This window comes from Nocardia sp. KT25-26 (assembly GCF_056627695.1).
The window spans coordinates 518,977-544,707 of the sequence record NZ_CM152813.1; the positions used below are offsets into that span (position 1 = coordinate 518,977).

At 68.2% G+C, this 25,731-nt stretch carries 28 protein-coding genes and 1 tRNA gene; 13 read left to right on the plus strand and 16 right to left on the minus strand.

All coding sequences use genetic code 11. From position 1 onward, the window contains the following. The first annotated feature begins 192 nt into the window (after positions 1-192). Positions 193-714, plus strand: coding sequence for a putative glycolipid-binding domain-containing protein (locus AC1HFH_RS02400; RefSeq protein ID WP_480248020.1), 522 nt, complete (start codon positions 193-195; stop codon positions 712-714). Positions 715-942: 228 nt separating this feature from the next. On the opposite strand, the gene AC1HFH_RS02405 is transcribed toward AC1HFH_RS02400, so the two are convergent. Next, positions 943-2,070, minus strand: coding sequence for an NsdA family TPR-like regulatory protein (locus AC1HFH_RS02405; protein WP_480245792.1), 1,128 nt, complete (start codon positions 2,068-2,070; stop codon positions 943-945). Between the two features lie 315 nt (positions 2,071-2,385). Here AC1HFH_RS02405 and AC1HFH_RS02410 point away from each other — a divergent pair, with 315 nt between their 5' ends. The 3 genes from AC1HFH_RS02410 (at position 2,386) to AC1HFH_RS02420 (ending at position 3,790) form a co-directional block, all read left to right on the plus strand. Further along, a complete protein-coding gene (locus tag AC1HFH_RS02410) occupies positions 2,386-2,688 on the plus strand; it encodes a hypothetical protein (RefSeq protein ID WP_480245793.1) in 303 nt (100 codons plus the stop codon). 173 nt (positions 2,689-2,861) lie between these two features. Beyond that, positions 2,862-3,395, plus strand: coding sequence for a DUF3558 domain-containing protein (locus AC1HFH_RS02415; RefSeq protein ID WP_480245794.1), 534 nt, complete (start codon positions 2,862-2,864; stop codon positions 3,393-3,395). A 17-nt stretch (positions 3,396-3,412) separates the two neighbouring features. Further along, positions 3,413-3,790 carry a hypothetical protein gene (locus tag AC1HFH_RS02420; protein ID WP_480245795.1) on the plus strand — a complete coding sequence of 126 codons (378 nt, stop codon included), beginning with the start codon at positions 3,413-3,415 and terminating at the stop codon, positions 3,788-3,790. A gap of 190 nt (positions 3,791-3,980) precedes the next feature. On the opposite strand, the gene AC1HFH_RS02425 is transcribed toward AC1HFH_RS02420, so the two are convergent. The 10 genes from AC1HFH_RS02425 to AC1HFH_RS02470 form a co-directional block, all read right to left on the minus strand. Continuing rightward, on the minus strand, positions 3,981-4,769 hold the full coding sequence (locus AC1HFH_RS02425) for a hypothetical protein (protein WP_480245796.1): 789 nt from the start codon (positions 4,767-4,769) through the stop codon (positions 3,981-3,983). Between the two features lies 1 nt (position 4,770). Then, positions 4,771-5,499 (minus strand): hypothetical protein, encoded by a 729-nt coding sequence (locus AC1HFH_RS02430; protein WP_480245797.1) that lies wholly within the window; start codon positions 5,497-5,499, stop codon positions 4,771-4,773. Between the two features lie 4 nt (positions 5,500-5,503). Further along, a complete protein-coding gene (locus AC1HFH_RS02435) occupies positions 5,504-5,947 on the minus strand; it encodes a hypothetical protein (protein WP_480245798.1) in 444 nt (147 codons plus the stop codon). A gap of 83 nt (positions 5,948-6,030) precedes the next feature. Continuing rightward, on the minus strand, positions 6,031-6,342 hold the full coding sequence (locus AC1HFH_RS02440; RefSeq protein ID WP_480245799.1) for a WhiB family transcriptional regulator: 312 nt from the start codon (positions 6,340-6,342) through the stop codon (positions 6,031-6,033). Continuing rightward, a complete protein-coding gene (locus AC1HFH_RS02445) occupies positions 6,339-6,512 on the minus strand; it encodes a hypothetical protein (RefSeq protein WP_480245800.1) in 174 nt (57 codons plus the stop codon). The genes AC1HFH_RS02440 and AC1HFH_RS02445 overlap by 4 nt, the downstream gene beginning before the upstream one ends. Positions 6,513-6,780: 268 nt before the next feature. After that, positions 6,781-8,292, minus strand: coding sequence for an ATP-binding protein (locus AC1HFH_RS02450; RefSeq protein WP_480245801.1), 1,512 nt, complete (start codon positions 8,290-8,292; stop codon positions 6,781-6,783). A gap of 217 nt (positions 8,293-8,509) precedes the next feature. Then, positions 8,510-8,899 (minus strand): hypothetical protein, encoded by a 390-nt coding sequence (locus AC1HFH_RS02455; protein ID WP_480245802.1) that lies wholly within the window; start codon positions 8,897-8,899, stop codon positions 8,510-8,512. Beyond that, complete coding sequence (locus tag AC1HFH_RS02460) at positions 8,896-9,138, minus strand: hypothetical protein (RefSeq protein ID WP_480245803.1); 243 nt, start codon at positions 9,136-9,138, stop codon at positions 8,896-8,898. Before AC1HFH_RS02460 ends, AC1HFH_RS02455 begins: the two co-directional genes overlap by 4 nt. Further along, positions 9,135-9,962, minus strand: a complete 828-nt coding sequence (locus AC1HFH_RS02465; protein WP_480245804.1) for a hypothetical protein — start codon at positions 9,960-9,962, stop codon at positions 9,135-9,137. Before AC1HFH_RS02465 ends, AC1HFH_RS02460 begins: the two co-directional genes overlap by 4 nt. Further along, positions 9,959-10,153 (minus strand): helix-turn-helix transcriptional regulator, encoded by a 195-nt coding sequence (locus AC1HFH_RS02470; RefSeq protein ID WP_480245805.1) that lies wholly within the window; start codon positions 10,151-10,153, stop codon positions 9,959-9,961. Before AC1HFH_RS02470 ends, AC1HFH_RS02465 begins: the two co-directional genes overlap by 4 nt. A gap of 110 nt (positions 10,154-10,263) precedes the next feature. On the opposite strand from AC1HFH_RS02470, the gene AC1HFH_RS02475 reads away from it, so the two are divergent. Both AC1HFH_RS02475 and AC1HFH_RS02480 read left to right on the plus strand, forming a co-directional pair. After that, positions 10,264-10,824 carry a helix-turn-helix domain-containing protein gene (locus AC1HFH_RS02475; protein ID WP_480245806.1) on the plus strand — a complete coding sequence of 187 codons (561 nt, stop codon included), beginning with the start codon at positions 10,264-10,266 and terminating at the stop codon, positions 10,822-10,824. A 109-nt stretch (positions 10,825-10,933) separates the two neighbouring features. Further along, entirely contained in the window at positions 10,934-12,073 is a 1,140-nt protein-coding gene (locus AC1HFH_RS02480) for a tyrosine-type recombinase/integrase (protein ID WP_480245807.1), read from the plus strand. Between the two features lie 40 nt (positions 12,074-12,113). On the opposite strand, the gene AC1HFH_RS02485 is transcribed toward AC1HFH_RS02480, so the two are convergent. The 3 genes from AC1HFH_RS02485 to AC1HFH_RS02495 all read right to left on the minus strand — a co-directional run bounded on the left by AC1HFH_RS02485 (position 12,114) and on the right by AC1HFH_RS02495 (position 13,267). After that, positions 12,114-12,201, minus strand: a tRNA-Ser gene (locus AC1HFH_RS02485). 56 nt (positions 12,202-12,257) lie between these two features. Beyond that, on the minus strand, positions 12,258-12,692 hold the full coding sequence (locus AC1HFH_RS02490; RefSeq protein WP_480248021.1) for a nucleoside deaminase: 435 nt from the start codon (positions 12,690-12,692) through the stop codon (positions 12,258-12,260). A 35-nt stretch (positions 12,693-12,727) separates the two neighbouring features. Beyond that, positions 12,728-13,267, minus strand: coding sequence for a tRNA adenosine deaminase-associated protein (locus AC1HFH_RS02495; protein WP_480245808.1), 540 nt, complete (start codon positions 13,265-13,267; stop codon positions 12,728-12,730). A 40-nt stretch (positions 13,268-13,307) separates the two neighbouring features. On the opposite strand from AC1HFH_RS02495, the gene AC1HFH_RS02500 reads away from it, so the two are divergent. The 3 genes from AC1HFH_RS02500 to AC1HFH_RS02510 all read left to right on the plus strand — a co-directional run bounded on the left by AC1HFH_RS02500 (position 13,308) and on the right by AC1HFH_RS02510 (position 15,796). After that, positions 13,308-14,276 carry a prephenate dehydrogenase gene (locus tag AC1HFH_RS02500; protein WP_480245809.1) on the plus strand — a complete coding sequence of 323 codons (969 nt, stop codon included), beginning with the start codon at positions 13,308-13,310 and terminating at the stop codon, positions 14,274-14,276. Between the two features lie 246 nt (positions 14,277-14,522). Further along, positions 14,523-15,413, plus strand: coding sequence for a bile acid:sodium symporter family protein (locus AC1HFH_RS02505; protein ID WP_480245810.1), 891 nt, complete (start codon positions 14,523-14,525; stop codon positions 15,411-15,413). A 134-nt stretch (positions 15,414-15,547) separates the two neighbouring features. After that, positions 15,548-15,796, plus strand: a complete 249-nt coding sequence (locus tag AC1HFH_RS02510; protein ID WP_480245811.1) for a hypothetical protein — start codon at positions 15,548-15,550, stop codon at positions 15,794-15,796. A gap of 50 nt (positions 15,797-15,846) precedes the next feature. Here AC1HFH_RS02510 and AC1HFH_RS02515 read toward each other — a convergent pair whose 3' ends face one another. Together AC1HFH_RS02515 and AC1HFH_RS02520 are read right to left on the minus strand one after the other, a co-directional pair. Continuing rightward, positions 15,847-18,141, minus strand: coding sequence for an MMPL family transporter (locus AC1HFH_RS02515; RefSeq protein ID WP_480245812.1), 2,295 nt, complete (start codon positions 18,139-18,141; stop codon positions 15,847-15,849). A gap of 204 nt (positions 18,142-18,345) precedes the next feature. Continuing rightward, the gene (locus tag AC1HFH_RS02520; protein ID WP_480245813.1) at positions 18,346-20,655 is read right to left on the minus strand and encodes an MMPL family transporter; all 2,310 of its coding nucleotides are present in this window, start codon (positions 20,653-20,655) and stop codon (positions 18,346-18,348) included. Positions 20,656-20,865: 210 nt separating this feature from the next. On the opposite strand from AC1HFH_RS02520, the gene AC1HFH_RS02525 reads away from it, so the two are divergent. The 4 genes from AC1HFH_RS02525 (at position 20,866) to AC1HFH_RS02540 (ending at position 25,708) form a co-directional block, all read left to right on the plus strand. After that, a complete protein-coding gene (locus AC1HFH_RS02525) occupies positions 20,866-21,495 on the plus strand; it encodes a TetR/AcrR family transcriptional regulator (RefSeq protein ID WP_480245814.1) in 630 nt (209 codons plus the stop codon). Beyond that, positions 21,496-21,984, plus strand: coding sequence for an RrF2 family transcriptional regulator (locus AC1HFH_RS02530; protein WP_480245815.1), 489 nt, complete (start codon positions 21,496-21,498; stop codon positions 21,982-21,984). 83 nt (positions 21,985-22,067) lie between these two features. Next, positions 22,068-23,801 carry an ABC transporter ATP-binding protein gene (locus AC1HFH_RS02535; RefSeq protein WP_480245816.1) on the plus strand — a complete coding sequence of 578 codons (1,734 nt, stop codon included), beginning with the start codon at positions 22,068-22,070 and terminating at the stop codon, positions 23,799-23,801. Further along, positions 23,798-25,708 carry an ABC transporter ATP-binding protein gene (locus AC1HFH_RS02540; RefSeq protein WP_480245817.1) on the plus strand — a complete coding sequence of 637 codons (1,911 nt, stop codon included), beginning with the start codon at positions 23,798-23,800 and terminating at the stop codon, positions 25,706-25,708. Before AC1HFH_RS02535 ends, AC1HFH_RS02540 begins: the two co-directional genes overlap by 4 nt. Positions 25,709-25,731: the final 23 nt, after the last annotated feature.

Genomic DNA, 25,731 nt, shown 5'->3' on the forward strand with positions numbered 1-25,731 from the left:
GGGCAACGTTACTCGAGCCGGTGCCCCGGGAGCGACTCGTCACCGGTCCGAGGCCACCGGAGGCACGGCGATCTGCGGGTAACGGCTTACCGTAGAGGGGTGACGACTCCAGCCCCGGGCAACGACGGCCCCTCCGAGCCCAGACCGGCGGTCCGCTGGCCGACGGTGCTCACCTGGCGATCCCCGGACAATATGCGCATGGAGTCGGTTCGGGTGACGGTCAACGGCAACCGGATCCGGGCCGCCGGCCGGATGATCGGCGCCGCCTGTGACGAGCACCCGGCCTTCAGCGCCTCCTACGATCTGGTCACCGACGAGCAGGGGGCGACCCGGCGGTTGTCGCTGCGGGCGACCACGGCAGCCGGTGAGCGGCACGCCTCGATATCGCGGGACGAGGAGAACTACTGGCTGGTGGATGCGGGCGGCAACCATCAGCGGTCCATGTTCGGGCATGCGCTCGACGTCGATGTGGTGCTGAGCCCGTTCTTCAACACGCTGCCGATCCGGCGCTTCGGACTCCAGCACAGCGTCGGCGACGTCCAGGTGCCGGTCGTCTATGTCCGGTTGCCGGAGCTGCTGGTCGCCGAGGCCGACCTGACCTACAGCAGCGCCGCCGACGGCATCAGCGTGCTCTCACCGGTGTCCAGCGCCACCCTGCGGGTCGACTCAGACGGTTTCCTGCTGGACTATCCGGGCCTGGCCGAACGGATCTGACCCCGGAAAGCAGAAAACCCCCGCACCGGATGGTGCGGGGGTTTTCCCAGCGGTGGCGGTGGGATTTGAACCCTTCTTACCCTAGTGGTCAGGGGGTCGATATCGTACTGACCTGCAATAATGCCTAATTGGGATTCACGGTGTATCACGGTGTTTCGACGGCGATTGTGGGCAATATGTGGGCACGCCTCAGCCGGTCGAGATCGGTCCGGGTGGATCTCGGTTCCGCTACGGGTGCAGGGTGGATTCGACTTCGGTTATCCGTTGCTCGAGGCGGATGGAGCCGAGTTCGGCGGTGTCGGTGCGGATGCGGTCGAGGATGTGGCGGGCGGTGGCAGTGTCGCCGGCGCGGGCGTGTGCTTCGGCGAGCCATGACCGGTACAACGCTGCCTCGCGTTGGTGGCCGGCGGGGTATCGGTCCACGATCGGTGACAGCAGGGACTCGGCGGTGGTGGTGTCGCCGAGCTGGACGGCGCAGCGGGCGCGCATGATGTCGATCTCGTCGCGGTCGAACCAGTACGTCCAGTCGGGTTCGGGGTCGCCGGGCCGGCGATGGTCGTAGTCGTCGTCCACGCGGTCGAGGGCGCGGTGGGCGCTGTCGACGTGGCCGGCCTTCGCCGCGGCCCAGGCGATTCGTTCGCCGAGCAGGGCACGCACGATCGGGGGCGCGTCCGCGCGGGCACCGTGGGCGGCGGTGCGTGCCAGCAGCAGGGCATCGGCGGGGGTGGCGGTGTTGGTGAGCATGTAGGCCAGGGTCGAGAACAGTTGCCCGGCAAGGGCGCGGTCGCCGGCTTCGCTCGCGGCGGTCACGCCGTCGAGGTAGATCCGTTGCGCCTGCCGGTACCGTCCGGCGTCGGCGTGGACCCAGCCGCCGAGCTGGGACAGTTCGCCGACCACCCGCAGTAGCCGGTGGCGGGTGTCGGGGGTGTGGCTGCCGTCGCGGACCACGGTCTTCGCGGCGTCGAGGTCAGCGCGGACGATGGGGTGCAAGGTGGTGCCGGCGATCACGTCGTCCAGGCGGCGGAGCTGGATCACGCGACGTTCCATCTCGTCGGCCAGGCCGTCGCCGATCCGGCGCCCCGCGGCCAGGTGCAGCGTCGCCGGGGACTCGGTGACGAGCCACTCATGAGCGATCCGCAGCGGGTCACCGGCCGGGGGCGTGACGGTGGCGGGGTCGGCGTCCAGGGCCGCGGCGTAGGCGCGCCGGATCTCGGGTGAGACCGGCCGCAGTCCCCGTTCGATCTGGGACAGGTACGCGGCGGACCAGTGCACTCGCTTCGCCAGCTCCCGCAGACCGACCCCGGCCTGTTCCCGGGCGGCCCGCAGCATCGCACCCGATACCGGTGTGTCGTCCATTCCCCGCACCCCTCGCGACCGTCTGCACTGTGCGAACACCTGCGAACGCTGTGCGAACACCGTAAGCGCTCGGGCGCCGCGGTGGCGTGCCTACCGTCCGATTCAGCACCTGCCGCCGGGTGCGGTGAACCTCGGCGGCGGGTGCCACCAACCGGGTGGGTACGGCAGGCGTGCCCCGATCGACGGCGAAGGGGTGGACGTGGAGCACACCGACGACGAGGACCAGGCGGGCGGCGAGTGGCAGGCGATGCTGCGGCAGCTGCACGACGATGTGATGGCCGCGCTCGCGGTGATCGGCGACGAGGGCGGGCCGCGGTGAACGGGCCGGCCGCGGTGGGGTGGATCAACTACGACGTGAGCCGGGCGCCGGAATGGGATGCCGCTCGGGTGCGGCAGTTGGCCCGGCGGCTCGGCTACCGCCTGGTGTTGCCGTCGCCGGTGTCGCTGCTGCCGCTGCCGGATCACGTGCGTGATGCCGGCGCCGAGACGGTGTTGATCCCTGCCCCGGGCCACTTGTCGGCGCTGGAGTTGGACGCGGTGCTGCATGTCGCCGATGTCGAATCGGCTGTGCCCCGACTGTCGTTCGGCCGGTGGTCGATGACGGAGGTGCAGCGGTGAACGGGTGGACGGTGTTCTGGCTGGTCGTGGCGGTCGGGCTGCCGCTGCTGGTGCTGGCCGCGGCAATCTGGTGGCCAACCCGCGGCGAGTAGCCGGCCGCTCGAGCGGCCCTCCCTCGTCGTGTTCCGGTTGATATCGTCGGGCCACACATCGACCGGAGGGGGAACCCGAACATGCGTACCGCTGCCACGATGGCCGGCGCCTGCATCGTCCTGCTCGGCCTGACCGCCTGCAACGACACCGACGAGACCGGGCAGCCGGTCACCGAGCCATCTACCACCGCGGCCGACGTGGCTCTGTGGAATCCGTGCGACGAGATCTCCGATGAGGCGATCGCTGCGGCCGGGGTCGATCCCGCATCCACGGTGATCGGTATCGGTGGCCGGCCGCAATCGGGTTGGGAGATCTGCGGCTGGCGCGGCGACGAGTACGCCGTCACAGTGTTCTCGTCCGCACGCCCGGTGCAGTGGTACGAGGACAAGGTGGGCAACGTCGAGTTCCAGGACGTCACCCACGCAGGCCGCACCGGCCGGCAGTTCAAGGTCGAGGGCGGGCTGTACGACCTGAGGTGTGATGTGGTGTTCCGTGCTGCGCAGGGAACGGTCCAGATCAAGGTGCAGAACGATCCGGTCCTGGATGACATCCCGGCACCGTGCGACTCCATGGCCCAGGTCGCCGCCGCCCTGGTGCCGACGTTTCCGAGCTGACCACACAGGGGGACACGATGACCGAACAGACCCAGTATCAGCAGCTGTTGGCGCAGGCCCGGGCAGGTGAGATCTACCTGGACGACGAGGTCGCCGCGTACCAGATGCACAAGGCCTGCGAGAAGCGGATAGCAGACCTCAAGGAATTGCTTGTCGTCGCTGGTGACCTGCAGAACATCGGCAGCTTCGGTGACTTCAAGATGGCCAAGGACATCGAAGCCAAGTACCTCCGGCAGGCCACCGGCTCACCGAACTCGATCGACAGCGTGCTTCTCAAAGACATCGAATCGGTTCAGGCGCTGCAAGAAGTGTTCGCGATCAGCTTCCGGCGAGTCACCGGGACGGATATCGAGAACGCGAACGCTCTGGACTACCAGACCGACCAGATCGACTGACCGACCGGAGCGGGGCAGTGTCGTACCCTCGCTGTCAGGAAAGCCACCGGGGCCGGGCCGGCCCACAGCCAGCGCCCGGAACACCCCGGTGGTAAGGCCGCGGAGGGGCCGCGGCAGCCCGTTCGAACCCTGCCGGTATTCGAACGGGTGTTCTAATTTCTGACCCCCGATAATCGAACGTTATCGGTGGTCAGGAGCCGCCGCCGATAGTCACCGACCACACCGCAGTGGGGCATTCCCAGCCCGCGGCGAGTGTCTGTTCGGCGACGGCCTGGTGTTCGTTGATCTCGTGTTGGGTGGCGTAATTGACCAGTACTGCGTCACGCCACACGGTGACCGGGCCGGTTGCGAACAGGGTGGGGCCGAGTCCGGTGTAGCCGGCGCTGAAAACGTATTGGTGCCCGTCGGGTGTGGTGCGGGTGCTCTGGCCGGGGACACGGAATCCGGTGGTGCCGATCGCAGGTTCACGGATCACCAGGCGCGCGGTGGTGAGTTCGGCGAGCTGGGCGGGGTCGGCGTGGATCACGCCGGTGTGTCCGGTCTCGGCGAGTGCGGCTTCCAGGATGCCGAGTCCTGCGGTGATGGTCGCGGCCGGGCCGAGGTCGACCGCGGCGGCGCCGAGCAGGCCGGCGACGTGCTCGCCGAGGTGCCGTTCGGCCTGGAGGTTCAGTAGTTGCATCGCGTTGGTGCGCAACTTGTCGGCCGGTTCGCCGAGTTGGCATTCGTCTGATGCCCATACTGTGACCGCGGCGAAGGTGTCCCAGTCGGGGCGGGCGCCGGCCTTGCGGGCCTCGCCGGGGTCGACGGGGCACAGCCCGGTCGGCCAGGTCCCGGAGTTGCCGCAGTTCCGCGGTTCCCAGTCGATGCCGAGCGGCAATCGTTCCTCCGGTCCGACGTCGAGGACGGTCAAGCCGGGGCCGGGGGTCAGTAGGCCACCGCGGCGCGGCTGGAGCAGTGGCGGGGTGTGGGTGAGTGTCATGTCAGTTTCCCTTCTGGGTGACGCGGCGTGCCCACCGCTCCACGCCGTCGATGTCGACCAGCGCGCCCGGTACTTCGTACGCTGTACGTCGATGCTTGGCGCCGAACCGTTTCTCGTCGGCGCGGAGCTCGGTCACCGGATGCATCGACGCGACAGGTGGTAGCGCCCAGTGGTCGCGTCGGTCGGCCGCGATGTGGAATCGGGTACGCGACTGGGCGGACTTCCACGCCTCCAGGCCGTCTTTGCGCAGGATCTTGTTCGCGGCGGCGAGCCGGGACTCGATCCCTTCACGCTCGGCGGCGGCAGCGCGCCGGTCCGCTTCGGCCTGTTCGGCAGCACGTGATTCCTGGACTCGGGCACTGTTCCAGCGCTCGACAACCTTCTCCGCCTGGTCGAGCTGCGACCCGAACCGCTCGGTAGCCGACTTGATCGCGGCGGAGAACTCGGCTCGCGCTCGAGCGAGCATGATCTGTGCATCGCAGGCGGTGGCGTGCATCTGCATGTACTTCCATGCACCGTCCGGGTCTTCGGCGATCGCGGCAATGACCGCACGGAGACCGTCGACCGCGTGCTCCGTACGGGCGTCGAGTTCCTCGGGGGCGCCGAGGTGCCGGCGGATCGACTCGGCGACCGGTGCCGCGGCCGGCACGTCCGGGACGCGGCCGAACGAGGCGAGGCGGGCGCGTGCCGGGTTCTCGGCGAGCTGGGTGGCGAATGATCGGGCATCCACGGTGTCAGTCCTCCTTGTCTGTGAGTCCAGCGGCTTTCAATGCCGTTGGGGTGGTGGATAGTTCGACGTACTCGGTGAGTGCGTGCTGGAACTCGCCGGGCGTCATCCGGGGCCCGTCCGCGGCATCGGAGCCTTGGTTGAGTCCGTGGAGCCGGGACAGGGATTCGAGGGTGCGCAGCACCAGCGCGGCGGCTTTCTCGTCACCGTCGACCGCGGCGGGCCACCACGCTTTCAACAGCTGGGTGTATCGGCTGTCCTGCACGGTCCGGTAGTGGCCGGCGGTGTCGGACTCGGTGCGGTTGAGGACACGCTGAACGGCCCGGTACGCCGACGAGCGGCACTTGTAGCCGAGCGCGGTGGCGATGTCGTCGTAGGAGTGGCCGGCGGCGCGGAGCTGGAGTGCCTGGAGCTGGCGAACTCGGTCTTCGGGTGTGGCGTGTTTGGCCATGTTGCCTCCCTTGGTTGCCGTCCTGGTTGCGTCATGCGGCCGATCGTGGACGGCAGGGGTGCACGCGCCCGGCCCGCACCGGGTCAGCTGCCGCGGGGTGGCCGTCCTCGCGGCCCGGGGAGTCCGTAGACCTTCCCTGCCCAGATGCCGGCGGGGTGGTGCTGTTCGGCGACGACGGTCCGGCAGGCGTCGATGACGGTGCAGGCGCGGCAGAGCTGCACGGCGGCCCGGTGTCGGCGGTCGCGGGCGTCGAGGTCTTCGCCGTCGAGTTCGGCGTCGAATGCGGGTGCCAGTCCGGCGCAGCGGGCGCCGGCTAATCGAGGGTCGGTGAGGTGGCGCGGGATCTGCGCGGCGGCGAGCCACGCGCGGATCTCGCGGATCTCGTTTCCGGTCACCCGGGCACCACCGGGTCGAGGTGGGTGGTGGCGAGTTGGCCGTGGTGGCGTCCGTGGCAGGGGCATCGGCAGGTGCGGGTGGTGTCGGGGTCCGCGGTGAGGCAGCCGGGCGAGCATCGGCCGGTGCGGATGATCTCGGCCACCGTGCCGGGGGACGGAGTGAGGCTCATTCGGTACTCCTGTGTTCGGGAGCGAGAGAGGACCGGATTTCGTGCCCGCAATGCCCGCATGCCCGCGGTAGCCGGTGTGACCTGAGGAAACACTGCCTGGCAGTGGCGGGCAGTGATGCGGGCATGCGGGCACGGTGCGGGCATTGATGCCCGCATGCCCGCGATGCCCGCGGGATGCCCGCGTATTGCCCGTCAGTCGAGCGGCTCGGTTTCCGCAGGTGAGAAGCGGTATTAGTCGGCCGATGCGGGCATGCGGGCATTGCGGGCATCATTTCCCGCTCTCTCTCGCTTCGGGCGGTGTGAGTTGCCAGCGGGCGGCGTGTGCACGTCCGCCGCGGGGCAGCTGCTCGATCTGCCATCCGGCGGCGCGGAGGGCGGGGGCGTTGCGTTTCAGCTGGGCGGTGACCGCGCGACCGTCGCGGGGCCAGCCGTGCGGCTTGCGCCAGTTCGGCCCGGACTCCGCACCGATGGTCACTGTGCGCAGCAGCTCGGCGGCGGTCGTCGCCTCGATCGGCTCGGTGACGTGCTCCTGTAGCGCGGTGAGGAACGGTTCACCCTCGAGGGTGTCCACGGCCAGCGTGCGGGCCTGGTTCCGGTACCGGTCGAGACCGGCGGTGTCCAGCACGATGTCCACTGCGGCCAGGATGTGCGCGAAGTCGGCCATCCGCGGGGTGTTGGTGAGCGCAACGGAGGGCAGCACCGCCTTCACGCCCGCGGCGAGGTCGAGTACCGCGGCGAGAATCCGCGGCCACGCCGCGGCAAAGTTCTCGTCCAACTCGCGTTCGGTGACGTACTGGTCTTCGGAGATGCGCCTGAGATTCGCGACGATGGACCGTTGGGCGTAGTCACCTCGCATGGCGCCGATGTCGATGCCGTTGACGATGAGGCAGCGGCGGAACGAGAACACGGCAAGGTCACCATCGGTGTAGAGGGCGCGGCGCACGTCTCCGTCTCCGGTGACGGCGCGGCACATCGAATCGGACAGCCATTCCGGGATAGAGGACAGGTTGTCCAGTGCCACCACCCATGAGCCTTGGGCGGCAGTGACCCATCCGTCCGCGTCCTTGGGCGCCTTGCGCAACTGAGCGGACGACGGATCGACCAGTGCGGCAAGCATTCTCGTTGCCTTGGATTTCCCGGAGCCCTGTTCGGCGAACAAGGACAGGATCGGGTGCGGGATGTCGGGAGCGACCAGTGCGGCGACGAGCCACGCCAACACCACCGGACGATCGGGTTCGGCGATGTTGACCAGCCTCCACAGCGCTGCGAGATCCCCGGGTAGCTCCGGCATCGGCATGGCGCCGATGAGGTTGGTCCGGCGGAACAGCACCGGGGCCTGTTTGACGATCTCCCACTTGTCCGGCCGGATGCAGATCACCGTCTTGTCCGGGGTGCCCATGTCCACCCAGGCGACGTTGTCGTGTTCGGCGACGCGCAGGTGCAGCCGAGCGCGGCCGGCCTCGAGGGCGTCTCCTTCGAGGATCATGAGTGCATCGGCGAGCGCCTGCTGTGGTGCCGCGCGGCCGGTCTCGTTGAAGAACGTTCGGGCCAGTTCGGCGCGTAGGCCGGCCCTGCCGCCGCGGAGCATCCGCACGACCGGTTCTCCGTCGTGGGTGCGGGCGTACGGGTCTTCGTCGTCACTGACTCCGAACTCGTAGCGGGCGCGGGCCAGATTCACCAGCGCTGTCGCCGCCGACTGTTTCGGTTTGTCGCCGTCGTCGGCCCCGGGTGGCGTGTCGTGCGGTGGTGGCTCCGGTGCCGGATCTTCTTCGGCTCGCATGCGGTCGATCTCCTCCCGCGCCCACATGATGTACTCGGCCTGGTACTGGTGGCACGTAGGGCATGCGTAGTCGGGGTCCGGCCGGTGCCGAGGGCACGCGCGGGGCGGGCCGTCCATACCGTCAGCGCTGCCCGGCAGGCGGGTATCGTCGCGCATGAGCTGTCCCGCTCCTTTCTGCGGCCGGCACCGAGGTCTCCGGTGCCGGCCGCTGTCGTAGCTACTGGTTGGTGAGCGGCCAGCGCTCGGTGAGGCCGATCTGTGCGGACGCTGCACGGAGGAACCGCTGGTGCTCGTCGCGGATCTCGTCGCGGGGCGCCCCGCCGTTGATCAGCGCGACCAGCAAAACCGCCCGGGCTTCGACCTCCGACTCGAGCTGACTCCGCTTGTCGACCGCGGCGAGATGCGCCGGGCCGCGGTCCGGCGCATATTCGCCGACTCGGTACCCGCGGCCACCGGACCCGGCCTGCCGGTCGCAGAGCTGCCGGTCGAGTGCGGTGGCAGCCTGTAGCCGGTCCCGTCGCCGGGCGCGTTCGATGCGCTTCTCCGGGGTACTGGGCGGGTGAGGCCGGTCCGCGATCTCGCGCGCCAGATCATGCGCCGCGGTCACCGGGCCACCTCCACCGCGGTCGGCCGCAGCGCCCGCCGGGCGGCGTGGCGCTGCCGGTCGGACAGCGGCGGCCGGCCCCGGCCGACCTCACCGGCCAGCGACACCCGGGCCGGGCGCGGCCGAGTGTCGGCCCGGCCCTGCCGTTCCCGGACCACGTGGACGACGACGCTCGCACAGACGTAGCCGGTCGCGCCGAATACCCCGATCAGGATCACGTAGCAGATCAAGGTGGTGATCACCGGCCACCGTCCTCGAGTCCGGCGAACAGGACCATCGGGTCCTCACCCAGCAGGCGAGCGATGGCGATGGTCTCGGCAACCGTCCACTCCGATACTCCGCCGAGCTTGCCCCAGAACTCGCCGGGCTCGAGGTCGAGCCGCTGACTCAGCGCCAGCAGATCCGGGGCGTGCTTCTCGATCAACCCGGTGGTCCGGTCCTGGAGGGCGCGGGTCACTCGGTCGAGCTGGGCGGCGTCGGCGCGGGCGAACTCGATCTGGTCCTGCGCTTCGGCCTGGGCGACTGCTTCGGCGATCCGGTCGCGACGTTCGCCGTCGCACCCGTCACTCGTGCACCGGAACAGCTGCCCGTCTGGACCGTGCCCGGCCGGGACCGACCGGACACCGGGCGCGGCCAGCGACCGGCCGCAGTACAGGCACGCGACCCCGGCCCGCTGTTCGAGTGTCAGGTCGGCGACGACCGCGACATCGGCAGCATGGAGAACCAGCTCATGCGGCCAGCGGTCGAGCCGCACCACGACGTGACCGGGCTTGAGGGGGTATCCATCGGCAGGTAGCTGTACACCGGGGCAATCCTCGGTCGCGCCGAACCGGGCAATGACCCGGATCTGCCGGTCGTCGCACGGCAGGCAGAGGAACGTCTGGATGTCGTGCGAACAGTGCTCGCCGGTCGGCCGCCACGGGCCGGCTATGTCACCGCACCGCACGCAGCGGGGCCGGTCGTGCGAGTGGTGCTTTGTCGATACCATAGGGTCGCCTTCTTCCTGGTGGGAGTTGGTTTCGGCCCGGTCGAGCTGCAACTCGGCCGGGTCCTTGGGGGAAATCACGCTGACTCCGGCGTGACGGTGTTCTTCTCCAGCCACTCCTGCACGTCTGACCAGCGGTAGAGCACTCGCGATCCGACCTTGACGTAGGGCATGCCTTTGCCCAGGTACCGGTCGTTGGCGAGACGTGCAGTCGTGGTGTGCAGGTGTTCGGCCACAGCTTTCGGCAGCAAAAGGCCCTTGTCCGGGTTCACAGCATCCCTCTCTGTCCTGATTTTGCATACCTATGTGCGGATAATCCGCACTAAACACAGATCTACACCACTCCTTTGAGATCGGCAAACCCCGACCTAAGATCTGCAAGATGGGAACAAGGAAGGTGGAGCTCGGCACCACCGGCAGGGTGGTTGCTCGCAATATCGCCCGTTACCGAAAGAAACGCGGCTTGACGTTGCGTGAGCTGTCCAACCAGCTGGCACGCGGCGATAGGCCCATGGCGCACAACACGATCAGCGAGATTGAGCGCGAGGCACGGAGAACCGATGTCGATGACTTAATGGCCTTGGCCTGGGCGTTGAACGTCTCTCCCACCGAGTTGCTCATGCCCGAGACAGGGGATGGCCCGGAATGGGAAACCGAGATCGTCGAAGCGACTGGGTATCCCAACGGAGTCGCGGCCGGCCCGCTGCTCGAGTGGTTCGCGAGTCCCTACTGGGTCAAAGGCGCTGTCCAGGCTGTTCGGAAGGCGATGGACCCGGCCGTTGTCCAGGCATCGCTGGATCAGATGCTTCAACAGATGATGGATCCCGATGTAATTCAACAGCGGGTATCGAAAGCGCTGGAGGAGGCCAGCTTCAAGGACATATTCGGCAAGGGTGACCGGAAGCCAGCCGGAGAAGGCGAGCCGGAGCATGGCGACGATTGAGCCGTACCAGACTTCGGTCTGTCGCCGGGATTGCGGCCCGCGGCCGAAGGCCGAGAAGGGTAAGCAGCCGGCACCCTGGTGCCGCAAGGACGGGCACACGCTAAACCGGGTGCGCTACCGCAAGCCAGACGGCAAGCAGACCGACAAGCGCGGGTTCCGGCGCAAGATCGACGCCGAGCGGTTCGCGAACACCGTCGAGGTGCAGAAGATGACCGGCGACTACGTCGCGCCGGCACTCGGGCGCGTCACGGTCGCCGAGCTCGCCGAGGACTGGCTGAAGGAGAAGAAGGCCGGCGTCGCGCCGTCGAACTACCGAACCCTCGAGTCCGCGTGGCGAATCCACGTGAAACCGCGGTGGGGCGCGGTCCGGGTCGGTGACGTGGAACCGGACTCGGTCCGCGGGTGGATCGTGGACATGCGGCTGGCTGCCCAGCAGCGCGCCGAGGACAAGGGCGAACCGGATATCAACGCCGGGGCGACGAACATCATCCGGTGCTACGGGGTACTTGCCGGGGTTCTGGACATGGCCGTGGAATCCAAGAAGCTGCTGCCGAAGAATCTGGCCCGCGGCAAGACGGTCACGAAGGCGCTACCGGAGAAGCTGCGGAAGCGGCATGTCTACCTCACTGCCGACGATGTCGACCGGCTGGCGAGGGAATCGGGCCGGCATCGGCTGTTGGTGCGGATGCTGGCCTACTGCGGGCCGCGGTGGGGCGAGATGATCGCGCTACGGGTGCGGGATGTCGACCTTGCCCGCGGGCGCCTCACGGTCGAGAACAACGCCGTGCAGATGGGCGTCGAACATGCGGAGGGGCCGACCAAGGGGCGCGAGATCCGCAGCGTGCCCGTTCCGGCGTTCGTGCTCGCCGAGTTGGCGGAGCACATCAAGGGCCGCGCGCCCGACGCGCTGGTGTTCCCGCACCCCGACGACGCGACGAAGTACCTGCCGCGGCCGAAGACGGTCGACGGGTGGTTCTCGGGTGCTGTGAAGCGGTCCGGTGTCCAGCCGATCACGCCGCACGACCTACGCCACACGTGCGCGTCGCTGGCGGTGTCGGCCGGGGCGAATGTGCTGGCGCTGGCCCGGCTGCTCGGGCACAAGGACGCCAAGGAGACGCTGAACACCTACGCGGATCTGTTCGATGACGACCTGGACAAGGTCGCGAGCGCCATGGACAAGGCGTACGGCCCGGGGCAACGTGGGCAAAATGTGGGCACGGACGCCGCGGATACCCCGCGGGCGGCATAGAAAAAGCGCCCCACCTGCGTAAACAGGTGAGGCGCTCCAGCGGTGGCGGTGGGATTTGAACCCACGGAGGGGGGTTACCCCTCACACGCTTTCGAGGCGTGCTCCTTAGGCCGCTCGGACACGCCACCGCGAACAAATATACGCGACTGTGGCCGGATCGCTAAATCGGCTGGTCAGCCGCAGGTCATCGCTGGGTGCGGAAGAAGTCGTCGAGGAGGGTCGCGCATTCGGCCGCCAGGATCCCGCCGCGCACCTGCGGGCGGTGGTTGAGACGCCGGTCGCGAACCACGTCCCACAGCGATCCGACGGCCCCGGTTTTCGGCTCCCAGGCGCCGAAGAGCAGCCGGTCGACCCGGGCCAGGACCAGGGCGCCGGCGCACATCGTGCAGGGTTCCAGGGTCACCGCCAGGGTCGTCCCGGGCAGCCGCCAGCCGTCGCCGAACACCGCGGCCGCCCGGCGCAGCGCCAGCACCTCGGCGTGCGCGGTGGGATCGCCGAGCGCCTCCCGGGCGTTGGTGGCCCGCGCCAGCTCTCGGCCATCGGCGTCGAAGACCACCGCACCCACCGGGACATCCCGCGGATCGGTGTCGGCGGCGGCGGCGATCGCGGCCCGCACCATGTCGGCTTCGGTCGGTCCGGGCCGGTGCAGCGGGTTCAACGCGGCAGTTTGTCCAGGACCGCGGCGAGCTCGTCGGCGAACCCGAGCCGCTGGGCGATCATCCCCAGCTGTTCGTCCGGGTACAGGTCGGTTTCGGTGAGGATCACGCCGAGTACCGGTTCCGGGAGGCCCAGGTCGGCGAGGACGCCGAGGTCGCCTTCTTCCCACGGCTCGATATCGTCGAGTTCTTCGGGGTCGATATCGGGAATCTCGATGTTGAGGGCGTCGAGGACGTCGGCGGCGATGTCGTAGTCGACGGCCGCGGTCGCGTCCGATACGAGCAGCCGGGTGCCGCTGGGGGCGGGCCGCACGATGATGAAGAACTCGTCGTCGACGTCGAGCAGGCCGAATACCGCGCCCGAGCTGCGCAGGGCCTTGAGCTCCGTCTCGGCTGTCGCGAGATCGCCCAGGGTGGCGTGCGGGAGCGGAGTGCACCGCCATTTCCCGTCCTCGCGGACCACTGCCACTGCGAACCCTTCGACGTCGTCGTAATCGTCCGACGCCGCCCTGCCGGTGCCCGAGCGCTGTGCTGCCATGGCCCAAACGGTAGTCTGTCGCGCCGCCGTTGCGGAACTCGTGTGCCAATCTGTTCCGGTGAGTTCTGACCAGCGAGCACCGGTGTGCATTCTCGGAACGGGCCTGATCGGCGGATCAGTGCTGCGCGCGGCGGTCGCCGCCGGCTATCCGGCCTGGGGATACAACCGGTCGGAGTCCGGCGTGGCGGCCGCGCGCGGCGACGGATTCGACGTCTCCGGCGACCTGCCGGCGGTGCTGGAGCGTGCCGAGGCGGCCGGTGCGCTGCTGGTGATCGCCGTTCCGATGCCGGCGGTCGATCACATCCTTGCCGATATCGCCACCTTCGCGCCGAACTGTCCGCTCACCGATGTGGTGAGCGTCAAGGGGCCGGTAGCCGAAGCCGTCCGGTCGCACGGCCTGGCTGCGAAATATGTGGGTGGGCACCCGATGGCCGGCACCGCCGAATCCGGCTGGCCGGCGACCGACCCGGAACTGTTCCGGGGCGCGGTATGGGCGGTCGGCGTGGACGAGGGAGTGCGTGCCGACCCGTGGCGCCGGGTGGCGCGCCTGGCCCTGGACTGCGGTTCGGTGGTGGTGCCGGTGCGTGCCCGCGAACACGATCAGGCGGTGGCGCGCATTTCGCACCTGCCGCATGTGCTCGCCGAAGCGCTCGCTGCCGCCGGGGCCGCGGGCGGCGAACTCGCGCTCGGCTTGGCCGCCGGCTCGTTCCGGGACGGCACCCGGGTCGCCGGCAGCGCCCCCGACCTGGTGCGCGCCATCTGCGAACCCAATGCCGAGGCCCTGACCGAGGTACTCGACGAAACCCTGGCCATGCTGACCGTCGCCCGCGACACCCTGCGCACCCACGGCACCCTCGGCCCCCTGGTCGATGCCGGCTACAGCGGCCGGGTGGACTACGCCGACCACCGGCGCTGGGAGATCACCGGTATCACCCCGGGCGAGCACGGCTGGCTCGAAGCCTTGCACGAGGCGGGCCGCCGTGGCGGGGTGCTGACGCGACTGGATTGATCGCTGCCCCGGAGGCGCCGTCGGGTATGGAACGCCCTCCGGGGAACCCATTTGCAAATAGGTGCATGCCGGCCGTCGCGCCTTTCGGGGGCGGTCGTGCCGCAGAGCGGACCGCCCGGCGAGCCTGCGGGTCCGCAGTCGTCGGCGGATATGGGCGTCCGATGAGCACCCCGTCCGGCTGGGTCGCCGGACACCCGGACTGCGTTATCGTCGAACCCGGATGTCTTGCGTCGTGAGGAGACAGTAATGGGCTCAACGGTTTTCGCGGTCTTCCTGCCCCTGGCGCTGGCCTTGGTGATGTTCGGTCTCGGATTGACGCTGACCGTCGGCGATTTCGGGCGGGTACTGCGATATCCGAAGGCGGCGCTGACAGCTCTCGGCTGCCAGATCCTGTTGCTGCCGGTGCTGTGCTTCGGGCTGATCGAACTCTTCGGTCTCGGTGGGGCATTGGCTGCCGGGATGTTGTTGCTCGCCGCCGCACCGGGAGGTGCCTCGGCCAACCTGTTCAGCCATCTCGCGGGCGGTGATGTCGCCCTGAACATCACGCTGACCGCGATCAATTCGGTGCTCGCGGTGTTCACCATGCCGTTGGTGATCGCCTTCGCCTATGCTCGGTTCCTGGACGAGAGTGCGGCCATCGGTCTGCAGCCGGGAAAGTTCGTCCAGGTGTTCGCTCTGTTGCTGATTCCGGTCGCGCTGGGGATGTGGGTGCACCGTCGTTTCACCGCCTGGTCGGAGCGGATGCGCCCGACCGTGAAGATCGTCTCCGCAGTGGTACTGGCCTCGGTCGTGCTCGCCGCCGTGGTCCGGGAATTCGACACCCTCACCGAGAACATCGGCACCCTGACCGCCATCTGCCTCACGCTGTCCACCCTCGGCCTGCTACTCGGCTACTTCGTACCCCGCCTGGCCGGCGTATCCGCCGACCAATCCGTCGCCGCCACGATGGAGGTCGGCATCCAGAACGGCGCGGTCGCCATCGCCATCGCCACCACAGTCCTGAACAAACCCGAAATGGCCGTCCCACCCGCCGTCTACGGCGTCCTGATGAACGTTCCCGCCGCCCTGGCAACCTATCTGCTGTCCCGCCACCTGCGCGCCCGCCGCCACGCCGCCGAAGCGCCGGTCGGGCGGTGAGCTCGAGCTACGGTGGGTCATCCCTGCTCGTCCGTAATAAGCTGGATGGGAGTGGCATCAGCTCTCGGTGAAGGCCCCGGCCCGGGGCCGGCAAGTTCACAGCGTGCCCGGTGGGCGGGAAGGATGCGATGCCGATGCGCGGGCGACAGGTACCCGCGAAGTCCGGGGGACTCGGGGGCAAGCTGGTGATGCTGGTGGTGCTCACCTGGGTGGGCATCGGTCTGCTGGCGGCCGGGCAGCGGAACTACTTCGCGAACATCCCGAGCGACTGTGCCCAGTGGGCGACGATCGTGGTGACGGCGGCGGCCGGGCCGGGCAACTATGTCGGCCTGAACCCGAGGGTGAACGAATGCGAGTTCAAACTGCCGGAACCGAGCGAGTAGCCCGGGAACCGAGCGCCCCGCAGGCCGGATGACCTGCGGGGCGAGCTACGTCAGCCGCCGACCGGCACCTTGTCCGCGGCCCCGTTCTGCCGCTGGACCTCACGCAGCGCAGTGCCTTCCACATCGATATCGGGCACGATCCGGTCCAGCCACGCCGGCATCCACCAGGACCACTTGCCGAGCAGAATCAGCAGCGAGGGAATCAGCACCATCCGCACCAGGAAGGCGTCCAGCGCGACACCGGCCGCCAGCGCGAAGCCCATCGACTTGGCGGTTTCGTCGGTTTCCAGAATGAACGAGCCGAACACCGAGATCATGATGATGGCCGCCGAGGTCACCACGCGGGCGCCGTGGTGGTAGCCCTTCACGACGGCGTCGGTCGGGTTCTCGCCGTGCACGTATTCCTCGCGCATCCGGGTCACCAGGAACACCTGGTAGTCCATCGCCAGACCGAAGACCAGGCCGATCAACATGATCGGCAGGAAACTGACCAGCGGACGTGGATCGGAGATCAGGCCGAGGGCACCGTCCTGGAAGATCAGCACGGTGGCGCCGAAGGTGGCGGCCATCGAGAGCAGGAAGCCGAGGGCGGCGGTGAGTGGCACCAGGATGGACCGGAACACCAGGATCAGCAGGATGAATGCCGCCCCGGCCACGATCGCCATATAGGGCACGATCTTGCTGAGCAACACGTGATCGATATCGGCGTAGATCGCGGTGGTGCCGGTGATTCCGTATTCGATCCCGTATTCCTCGTTCAGCGCGGCTTCGGCATCGCGTGCATCGGCGACCAGGTCCTTGGTGGCCTGGTTGTTCGGCCCGGCGGTCGGGATGCCGTTGAGCAGGGCACCGGCACCGTCCTCGCTGAGCTGCGGTTCGGTGACGTAGTCCATGTCCGGATACGACTCCAACTGGGTGCGCAGGGCATCCAGGGCCTCGGGGCGCTGTTCTTCCGGTACCTCGGCGAGATCCACCGCGACCTGCAGCACGCCGTTGCTTCCTTCGCCGAACCCCTCGGTGCGCAGGTCGTAGGCCTTACGAACGGTGGTCGTCTCCGGCAGGGCGTCCTCACCGGGTAGTCCCAGTTGCAGGTTCACCGCTGGCGCGGCGAGCACCCCGAGTACCACGATCGACCCGACCATCGTCACGATCGGCGCCTTCGCGATCAGCCGGGCGAAGCGCATGCCGTTGGTGACCGAAGTGTCGTCCTCCGGATCGTGCTGCGCGATGACCGGCAGTTTCGGCTTGAACAGGAACCGGCCGAACGCGCCCAGCAGTGCGGGCATCAGGGTGATCGCGGTGAGTACGGCCATCGCCGCGGCCACCGCGCCGCCGAGACCCATGAAGGTCAGGAACCGGACCCCGACGATGCCGAGCCCGACCAGCGCGATGATGACGGTGAGACCGGCGAACACGACCGCCGAGCCGGCGGTGCCGACCGCGGTGCCGGCGGCTTCCTCGGGGGAGTCTTGGACGGCGAGTTCGTGCTTGTAGCGGGAGACGATGAACAGCGCGTAGTCGATGGACAGCGCGATGCCGATCATCGAGGCCAGGAAGGTGGTGAAGCTCGGGATCGAGGTGAACGACGTGCCGAGGAAGATCAGCGAGGTGGCGGCGCCGAGGCCGACGATTGCGGTGATGATCGGGACGAAGGCGGCGACGATGGCGCCGAACGCGACCACCATGACCACCAGGGCGACGGCCATGCCGATCATCTCTGCGGTGCCGCCCGGCTGTTCCTGCTGCATCGCCACGGTGCCACTGATCTCGACAGTCAGTCCGGCCGCCCGCGCGGTATCACCGGCCGCATACGCGGCCTCCCGGTCGGCGTCGGTGATGTCGGCCCATTCGGCGATGGTGAACGGCACGTTGAAATAGGCGACGGTTGCCGGGTTCTCTTCGTTGAGCACGTTCAACGGTGCACCGCTGCACTGCGCCGGGTCCGGATCCGGGACCAGGCAGCCCATCTGCTCGGTGGCGGCGATCGGGTCGACGATAGGTGCACTGTGGTCGACGATGTCGAGCCGATCGAGTTCGGCGATCAACTCCTGCACCGCCGCCCGGTTCGCCGGCTCGATGAGCGTCTCCCCGGCCGGGGCGCCGACCACATATACGCCGGTCACCGCGTCGAACTCGAATTCCTCGGACATGCCGGGAAAGTGTTTGTCGAGAATTTCCGTGGCCCGTTCCGACGGGAGGTTCGGCATGCTGAAATCGTCGGTCATCGGCTGCTGCAGCGCCGCGCCGAGCCCGCCGACGACCAGGAAGCCGAGAAGCCAGATCGGTAAGACGATCCACTTGCGGCGGAAGGCGAATTTGCCCCACCGGTACAGATAGATGGACACGGGATCTCCTCGCATGATCGGAAGGTTCACGCTGGGCACCGAGCGCCGCCGAACCAACCGATACCGACTGCGCCAGTGATCTACCGGGTCGAACTGCATCGAGTCTGGTGGTGCATCGGGTCGAGATCAAGCACCGCTGCGAGGTACGGCCGAAATGAGACGGCCCCCGCAACCGGGTGGTTGCGGGGGCCGGACGAGCCGAGATCAGACGCCGACCGGTTCCTTGTCGACCGACACCGTCTTCGTGGTGCCGTGCTGCTCGAGCTTGGCGCCTTCCACGTCGATATCGGGCAGGATCCGGTCGAGCCAGCGCGGCATCCACCACGACCACTTGCCCATGATGACCAGCAGCGCCGGCACGATCACCATGCGCACCAGGAAGGCGTCGACCGCGACACCGACGGCGAGCGCGAAGCCCATCATCTTGGCGGTGACGTCGGTTTCCATCATGAACGAGCCGAAGACCGAGATCATGATGATCGCCGCGGCGGTCACCACCCGGGCGCCGTGGTGGTAGCCCGAAACCATGGCCTCCTTGGCCGATTTGCCGTGCACGTATTCCTCGCGCATCCGGGTCACCAGGAACACCTGGTAGTCCATTGCCAGCCCGAAGACCAGGCCGATCAGCATGATCGGCATGAAACTGACGATCGGCTGCGGATCGGCGATCAGGCCGAGCGCGCCCTCCTGGAAGATCAGCACGGTCGCGCCGAAGGTGGCGCCCATGGAGAGCAGGAAGCCGAGGGCGGCGGTGAGTGGCACCAGGATGGACCGGAACACCAGGATCAGCAGGACGAAGGCTGCCCCGGCCACGATGGCGAGGTAGGGCAGGATCTTGCTGAGCAGCACGTGATCGACGTCGGCGTAGATCGCGGTGGTGCCGGTGATCCCGTATTCGATGCCGTACTCGGCGCGCAGTTCGTCCTCCGCGCCACGGGCGTCGAGCACCAGATCCTTGGTGTCCTGGTTGTTCGGGCCCGATTTCGGGACGCCGTTGAGCATCACGCCGAGCCCGTTCTCGCTGAACTGCGGCGCGGTGACGTAATCCATCTCCGGGTAGGAGGCGAGCCGGTCGCGCAGTGCCGCGGCGGCTTCCTCGCGCCGGTCCGGATCGACCTGCTCCAGGTCGGCGGCCACGACCAGGACGCCGTTGCTGCCCTCGCCGAAGCCCTCGGTGCGGATGTCGTACGCCTTACGCACCGTGGAGTCGGTGGGCATGCTGTCCTCACCGGGCAGACCCAGCTGCAGGTTCGCGGCGGGGATCGCCAGGGCACCCAACGCGACTACGGCCAGCGCGAGGGCCACCCACGGCGCCCGGCCGATCAGCCGGCCGAAGCGCATGCCGTTGGTGACCGCGGTGTCGTCCTCCGGGTCGTGCTGCGCGACGCCCGGCAGCTTCGGCTTGAACAGGAACCGGCCGAACGCACCCAGCAGGGCAGGCATCAGGGTGATGGCGGTGAGCACGGCGAATCCGGCCGCGATGGCGCCGCCGAGGCCCATGAAGGTGAGGAACTCGACCCCGACGATGCTCAGCGCCCCGAGGGCGATGATGACGGTGAGACCGGCGAACACGACCGCCGAACCCGCGGTGCCGACGGCGATACCGGCGGCCTTCTCCGGGGAGTCTTGGACGGCGAGTTCGTGCTTGTAGCGGGAGACGATGAACAGCGCGTAGTCGATGGACAGCGCGATGCCGATCATCGAGGCCAGGAAGGTGGTGAAGCTCGGCACCGTGATGATCGAGGTGCCCAGCAGGATCACCGAGGTGGCGGCGCCGAGGCCGACGATCGCGGTGATGATCGGGACGAAGGCGGCGACGATGGCGCCGAAGGTGATCACCATGACCACCAGGGCGACGGCCATGCCGATCATCTCTGCGGTGCCGCCGGGCTGTTCCTGCTCCATGGCGATGGAGCCGCCCATTTCGACGGTCAGGCCGGCCGCGCGAGCGGAGTCGGCGACATCGTAGGCGGCGTCACGCTGCGCATCGGTGACGTCGACGACCGACTCGACGGTGAACGGCACCGAGAGGACGGCCACGGTGTTCGGTGCGTCCGCGTTGAGCACGTTCAACGGGGCGCCCGAGCAGGCGGCCGGGTTCGGGTCGTCCAGGCAGCCCATTCGGTCTGCGACGTCGATCGGGTTCATCAACGGGGTCTGTCCGTCGACGATGTTCTCACCGTCGACTTCCAGGTTGCCGAGGTCGGCGATGACGCGGTCGATCGCTGCCCGGTTCTCCGGGGTGGTCAGATCGCCGCCCTCGGGGGCCTCGAAGACGTAGTCACCGGTCACCGCGGTGATGCTGAACTTGTCCGACATGCCCGGGAACTGCTTGTCGAGGATGTCGTTGGCGCGGGCGGACGGCAGCGAAGGCATGGTGAAGTCGTCGCTCATCGGCTTGCTCAGGGCCGCGCCGGCCGAGCCGAGCAGGACGAGGAGCAGGAGCCAGACAGGCAGGACTATCCATTTGCGGCGGAAAGCGAACTTTCCCCATCGGTACAGATAGACGGACACGAGGGGTTACTCCTAAGGCACGTTTCGGGGTTGTGCTCGGTCGATTGGCCTGTAGACAGCACTTCGCGGGCCTCCCTGCGTGGTCCCGCCTCCACGTTTACACTTCTGCCTACCGTGCGGTAGGTAGACTACCCAGTGGATAAGTGGAGGGACAACCTCTATTTAGCCGACGGGATGCAAGTCACATCGAATTGATGGGAGGATTGCGGTATGGCCGTCCGGGACACCGTCGATCACGCCGCAGGCACAGGCACCAAACAGGCCATCCGCGATGCCGCGGTGCAGCTGTTCGGTGCCAAGGGTTTCGAGCAGACCAGCCTGCGCGAGGTGGCCGATGCGGTCGGCATCACCAAGGCCTCCCTCTACTACCACTACGAATCGAAACTGGACCTGCTGCTGGCGATCATCGACCCGATCATCGACCACATGCGCGCCGTGGTGGAGGACATCGAAGCGGTCCCGTACAACGACGAGGGCATCCGGTCGGTGCTGCGCACCTATCTGCGCGGCATGATCCGCAACCGGGACGCGGGTGCGCTGTGCCTGCGCGACACCGTCGCCATCCTGAATGCGATGTCCGATCGATATCCGGACATGATCGACGCAAACCGGCGGTTGCGCGCCTGGCTCGCCGGCCCCGACCCGGGTGCCGAACAGCGGCTGCGCGCGGCGGCGGCCCTGGAGGTACTCGGGGTGGCCCTGCTCTCCACCGATGTGGAACCCGCCGCATCCGACGAACTGGTGGAATCGACCTTGCTGGAGGCCGCAACCGTCGTCCTCACCGGCGCGTGGCGGTCGTCGCGGTCCGGGCAGCTCTGCTGTGGATCGGGGAACTCCTAGATGCACATCACCGCACGGGTCGACTACGCCGTGCGGGCCCTGCTCGAGCTCGCCGTCGGCCAGGCCGAGCCGGAACAGGGCCGCGCGATGAAGGCCGACACCATCGCCGTCGCCGCGCAGATCCCGCCCAAGGTGCTCGAATCGGTCCTCGGCGAACTGCGCCGCGCCGGGCTGGTCACCAGCCGGCGCGGTCCCGACGGCGGCTACCGGCTGGCCCGCCCGGCCGCGGAGATCTCGGTAGCGGATGTGATCCGCGGAGTCGAGAGCCCGTTGGCCTCGGTGCGCGGGCAACGGCCCGAGGACGTCGAGTACCCCGGTGCCGCCGAGCCGCTCCAGCAGGTCTGGATCGCGCTGCGGGTGAACATCCGGGCGGTGCTGGAGAACGTCTCGATCGCCGATATCGCCGCCGGGCGGCTGCCGGACTTCGTCGCCGGGCTGACCGGCGACCCGGGTGCCTGGGCCCGCCGCGAGCCGGTAGCACGGGCATGACGTCCCGGTGGCCGGAACGCCGTTGTGCGTCGTACGAAAATCCGGCGGCGCCCGTCGGTACCGCACGGTAGCCTGCGATCACCATGCTGATCCGCTTACTGCGCAATTTCCTCCACCCCTACCGGGCTCAACTGGCCGGGGTGGTCGGTCTGCAGTTGGTAGCGGTCATGGCCATGCTGTACCTGCCCAGCTTGAACGCCGACCTGATCGACTACGGCGTCACCAAGGGCGACCTCGGCTACATCTGGACCACCGGGCTGTGGATGCTCGTGATCACCGGGGTGCAGATCATCGCGTCGGCCGGATCGGTCTATCTGGGTGCCCAGGCCGCGATGAGCGCCGGCCGGGACATCCGCGGCGCCGTGCTGCATCGGGTGGAATCGTTCTCGGCCCGCGAGGTGGGGCTGTTCGGCGCGCCCTCGCTGATCACCCGCAGCACCAACGACGTCCAGCAGGTGCAGCTGCTGGTGGTGATGTCGGTGACCATCCTGGTGATGGCGCCGATCATGTGCATCGGCGGCATCATCATGGCGCTGCGCGAGGACCTGCGCCTGTCCTGGGTGTTGCTGATCGCGGTGCCGGTGCTGGCACTGGCGATGAGTGCGATCATCGCCCGGATGGTGCCCGGGTTCCGGGCCATGCAGGCCCGGATCGACGTGGTCAACCGGGTACTGCGGGAGCAGATCACCGGTATCCGGGTGGTGCGCGCCTTCGTCCGGGAACGGCAGGAGGTCCGGCGGTTCGGGGTGGCCAACACCGACCTCACCGAGGCCGCGCTGCGCGTCGGCCGGTTGATGGCGCTGATGTTCCCGACGGTGATGCTGATCAGCAATGTCACCGCCGTCGCGGTGATCTGGTTCGGCGGCCACCACATCGACGAAGGCACCATGCAGATCGGTTCGCTCACCGCGATGCTGGCCTACATCATGCAGATCCTGATGGCGGTCATGATGGCCTCGATGCTGGCCATGATGGCTCCGCGGGCCGCGGTCTCGGCGGATCGCATCGGCGCGGTGCTGGAAACCGAGTCCTCGGTGCTGCCGCCCCTGGAACCGAAACCCTTCGCGGGAGACCCCGCCGCGGTCGACTTCCGGTCCGCCGAATTCGCCTATCCCGGCGCCGAGAAACCGGTGCTGTGTCGAATCCGGTTCCAGGTATCGCCCGGCACCACCACCGCGATCGTCGGCTCCACCGGTGCGGGTAAGACCACCCTGCTCGAACTCATTCCCCGCCTGATCGACGTCACCGACGGAGCGGTCCTGGTCGGCGGCACCGATGTCCGGGATCTCGATCCCGCGCAGCTGCGCGGTGTGATCGGCCTGGTCCCGCAGCGGGCGTACCTGTTCTCCGGCACCGTCGCGACCAACCTGCGCTACGGCAAGCCCGACGCCACCGACGACGAACTCTGGCAGGCCCTCGAGGTGGCCCAGGCCGCCGATTTCGTCCGGCAGATGCCCCAGGGCCTGGACACGCCGATCGCCCAGGGCGGCACCACGGTGTCCGGTGGCCAGCGGCAGCGACTCGCTATCGCCCGGGCCCTGGTGCGGCGGCCGCGGATCTACCTGTTCGACGACTCGTTCTCCGCACTCGACGTCGCCACCGACGCCCGGCTGCGGGCTGCCCTGAAACCGGAGACCGCCGAATCCTCGGTGATCATCGTCGCCCAGCGGATCGCCACCATTCGCGACGCCGACCAGATCGTGGTGCTCGAGGACGGCGAGATGGTCGGCCTGGGCACCCACGATCAGCTGTTGCGTGATTGTTCGGAATACCGCGAGATCGTGGAATCGCAGATGACTGTCGAGGAGGCGCAGTGAGGCCCGGAGCGCCCAATCCGGGAGCACCGGATGCCAAGGCGAAATCGTTCGGCCCGTCGTTGAAGCGACTGCTGCGCCGGCTGGCGCCCGAGCGGGTGTACGTCATCGCGATCATCGTGCTGGCGATCACCGCGGTGGTGTTCAACGTGCTCGGCCCGTATCTGCTGGGCAAGGCCACCAACTTGGTGTTCGACGGGGTGATCGGCCGGCAGCTGGACCCGGCGCTGTCCAAGGAGCAGGCGGTCGAACGGCTGCGCGACCAGGGCGACGACACTTTCGCCGATATGCTCTCCTCGATGCAGGTCGTGCCGGGTGTCGGCGTCGACTTCACCGCGGTCGGCCAGGTGTTGATCCTGGTACTGGTGCTGTACGCCGCCGCCTCGCTGTTCGGCTGGCTGCAGGGCTTCCTGCTCAACATCGTGATCAACCGGACCGTCAAACGGCTGCGCAGCGAGGTGGAACGCAAGCTGCACCGGCTGCCGTTGAGCTACTTCGACACCGCCCCGCGCGGCGATGTGCTCAGCCGGGTCACCAACGATGTCGACAACATCTCGCAGAGCCTGCAGCAGACCATGAGCCAGCTGATCATCTCGGTGTTCTCGGTGCTCGGCATCCTGATCATGATGTTCTGGATCTCGCCGCTGCTGGCGCTGATCGCGCTGCTCACCGTGCCGGCCGCGATCGTGGTGACGGCGCAGATCGCGAAGCGCTCCAAACCGCATTTCGTGAACCAGTGGCGCTACACCGGCGAGGTCAATGCCGCGGTGGAGGAGGCCTACACCGGTCACGCGATCGTCACCGCCTTCGGCCGCAGCCGGGAGGTCGGCGAGGAGTTCGATCGCCGAAACCAGAAGCTGTACGAATCCAGCTTCCGGGCGCAGTTCATCTCCGGGCTGATCATGCCGTCGATCATGTTCCTCGGCAATATCAACTTCGTGCTGATCGCCCTGGTCGGCGGATTGCGGGTGGCCACCGGCCAGCTCTCGCTCGGTGAGGTGCAGGCGTTCATCCAGTACTCGCGCCAGTTCTCGCAGCCGCTCACCCAGATCGGCTCGATGATCAACCTGCTGCAATCCGGTGTCGCCTCCGCCGAGCGGGTGTTCGAGATCCTCGACGCCGCGGAGGAGCTGCCGGATCCGGCCGTGCTGCACCCGGCACCGGATGACCGGGGCCGGGTGGAGTTCGATGCGGTGTCCTTCCGCTACGAGCCGGACAAGCCGGTCATCGACGATCTGTCGCTGATCGCCGAGCCCGGGCATGTGGTGGCGATCGTCGGCCCCACCGGTGCCGGCAAGACCACCCTGGTGAATCTGCTGATGCGGTTCTACGAGGTGGATGCGGGCGCCATCACCATCGACGGGGTGGACATCACGACCATCAGCCGGGAGCAATTGCGGTCCCGGATGGGCATGGTGCTGCAGGACACCTGGCTGTTCAAGGGCACGATCCGGGAGAACATCGCCTACGGCAACCCGGAGGCGAGCGAAGCCGACATCCTGGCCGCGGCCCGGGCCGCCTATGTGGACCGCTTCGTGCACGCCCTGCCCGACGGCTACGACACGGTCATCGACGAGGAAGGCGGCGGGGTCAGCGCCGGTGAGAAGCAGCTGATCACGATCGCCCGGGCCTTCCTGGCGAAACCGTCGATCCTGATCCTGGACGAGGCGACCAGTTCGGTGGACACTCGCACCGAACTGCTGGTCCAGCACGCCACCGCCGCCCTGCGCCGCGACCGCACCAGCTTCGTCATCGCCCACCGGCTGTCCACCATCCGCGACGCCGACACCATCGTGGTGATGGAGGCCGGGCACATCGTCGAACAGGGCAACCACGAACAGCTGCTCGCCGCCCAGGGCGCCTACTACCGCCTCTACAACGCCCAGTTCGCCGCCGCGGTCACTCCCTGACGGTGCGCAGGGCCGGAGCCTCC

Excerpts from the sequence above, each read along its gene's own strand:
- AC1HFH_RS02420 (WP_480245795.1), top strand. The coding sequence starts at position 3,413 with ATGACCGAACAGACCCAGTATCAGCAGCTGTTGGCGCAGGCCCGGGCA.
- AC1HFH_RS02495 (WP_480245808.1), bottom strand. The coding sequence starts at position 13,267 with ATGGCAGCACAGCGCTCGGGCACCGGCAGGGCGGCGTCGGACGATTAC.
- AC1HFH_RS02425 (WP_480245796.1), bottom strand. The coding sequence starts at position 4,769 with ATGACACTCACCCACACCCCGCCACTGCTCCAGCCGCGCCGCGGTGGC.
- AC1HFH_RS02505 (WP_480245810.1), top strand. The coding sequence starts at position 14,523 with ATGGGCTCAACGGTTTTCGCGGTCTTCCTGCCCCTGGCGCTGGCCTTG.
- AC1HFH_RS02530 (WP_480245815.1), top strand. The coding sequence starts at position 21,496 with ATGCACATCACCGCACGGGTCGACTACGCCGTGCGGGCCCTGCTCGAG.
- AC1HFH_RS02415 (WP_480245794.1), top strand. The coding sequence starts at position 2,862 with ATGCGTACCGCTGCCACGATGGCCGGCGCCTGCATCGTCCTGCTCGGC.
- AC1HFH_RS02450 (WP_480245801.1), bottom strand. The coding sequence starts at position 8,292 with ATGCGAGCCGAAGAAGATCCGGCACCGGAGCCACCACCGCACGACACG.
- AC1HFH_RS02535 (WP_480245816.1), top strand. The coding sequence starts at position 22,068 with ATGCTGATCCGCTTACTGCGCAATTTCCTCCACCCCTACCGGGCTCAA.
- AC1HFH_RS02405 (WP_480245792.1), bottom strand. The coding sequence starts at position 2,070 with ATGGACGACACACCGGTATCGGGTGCGATGCTGCGGGCCGCCCGGGAA.
- AC1HFH_RS02445 (WP_480245800.1), bottom strand. The coding sequence starts at position 6,512 with ATGAGCCTCACTCCGTCCCCCGGCACGGTGGCCGAGATCATCCGCACC.
- AC1HFH_RS02400 (WP_480248020.1), top strand. The coding sequence starts at position 193 with ATGCGCATGGAGTCGGTTCGGGTGACGGTCAACGGCAACCGGATCCGG.
- AC1HFH_RS02510 (WP_480245811.1), top strand. The coding sequence starts at position 15,548 with ATGCGCGGGCGACAGGTACCCGCGAAGTCCGGGGGACTCGGGGGCAAG.
- AC1HFH_RS02490 (WP_480248021.1), bottom strand. The coding sequence starts at position 12,692 with ATGGTGCGGGCCGCGATCGCCGCCGCCGCCGACACCGATCCGCGGGAT.
- AC1HFH_RS02525 (WP_480245814.1), top strand. The coding sequence starts at position 20,866 with ATGGCCGTCCGGGACACCGTCGATCACGCCGCAGGCACAGGCACCAAA.
- AC1HFH_RS02475 (WP_480245806.1), top strand. The coding sequence starts at position 10,264 with ATGGGAACAAGGAAGGTGGAGCTCGGCACCACCGGCAGGGTGGTTGCT.
- AC1HFH_RS02435 (WP_480245798.1), bottom strand. The coding sequence starts at position 5,947 with ATGGCCAAACACGCCACACCCGAAGACCGAGTTCGCCAGCTCCAGGCA.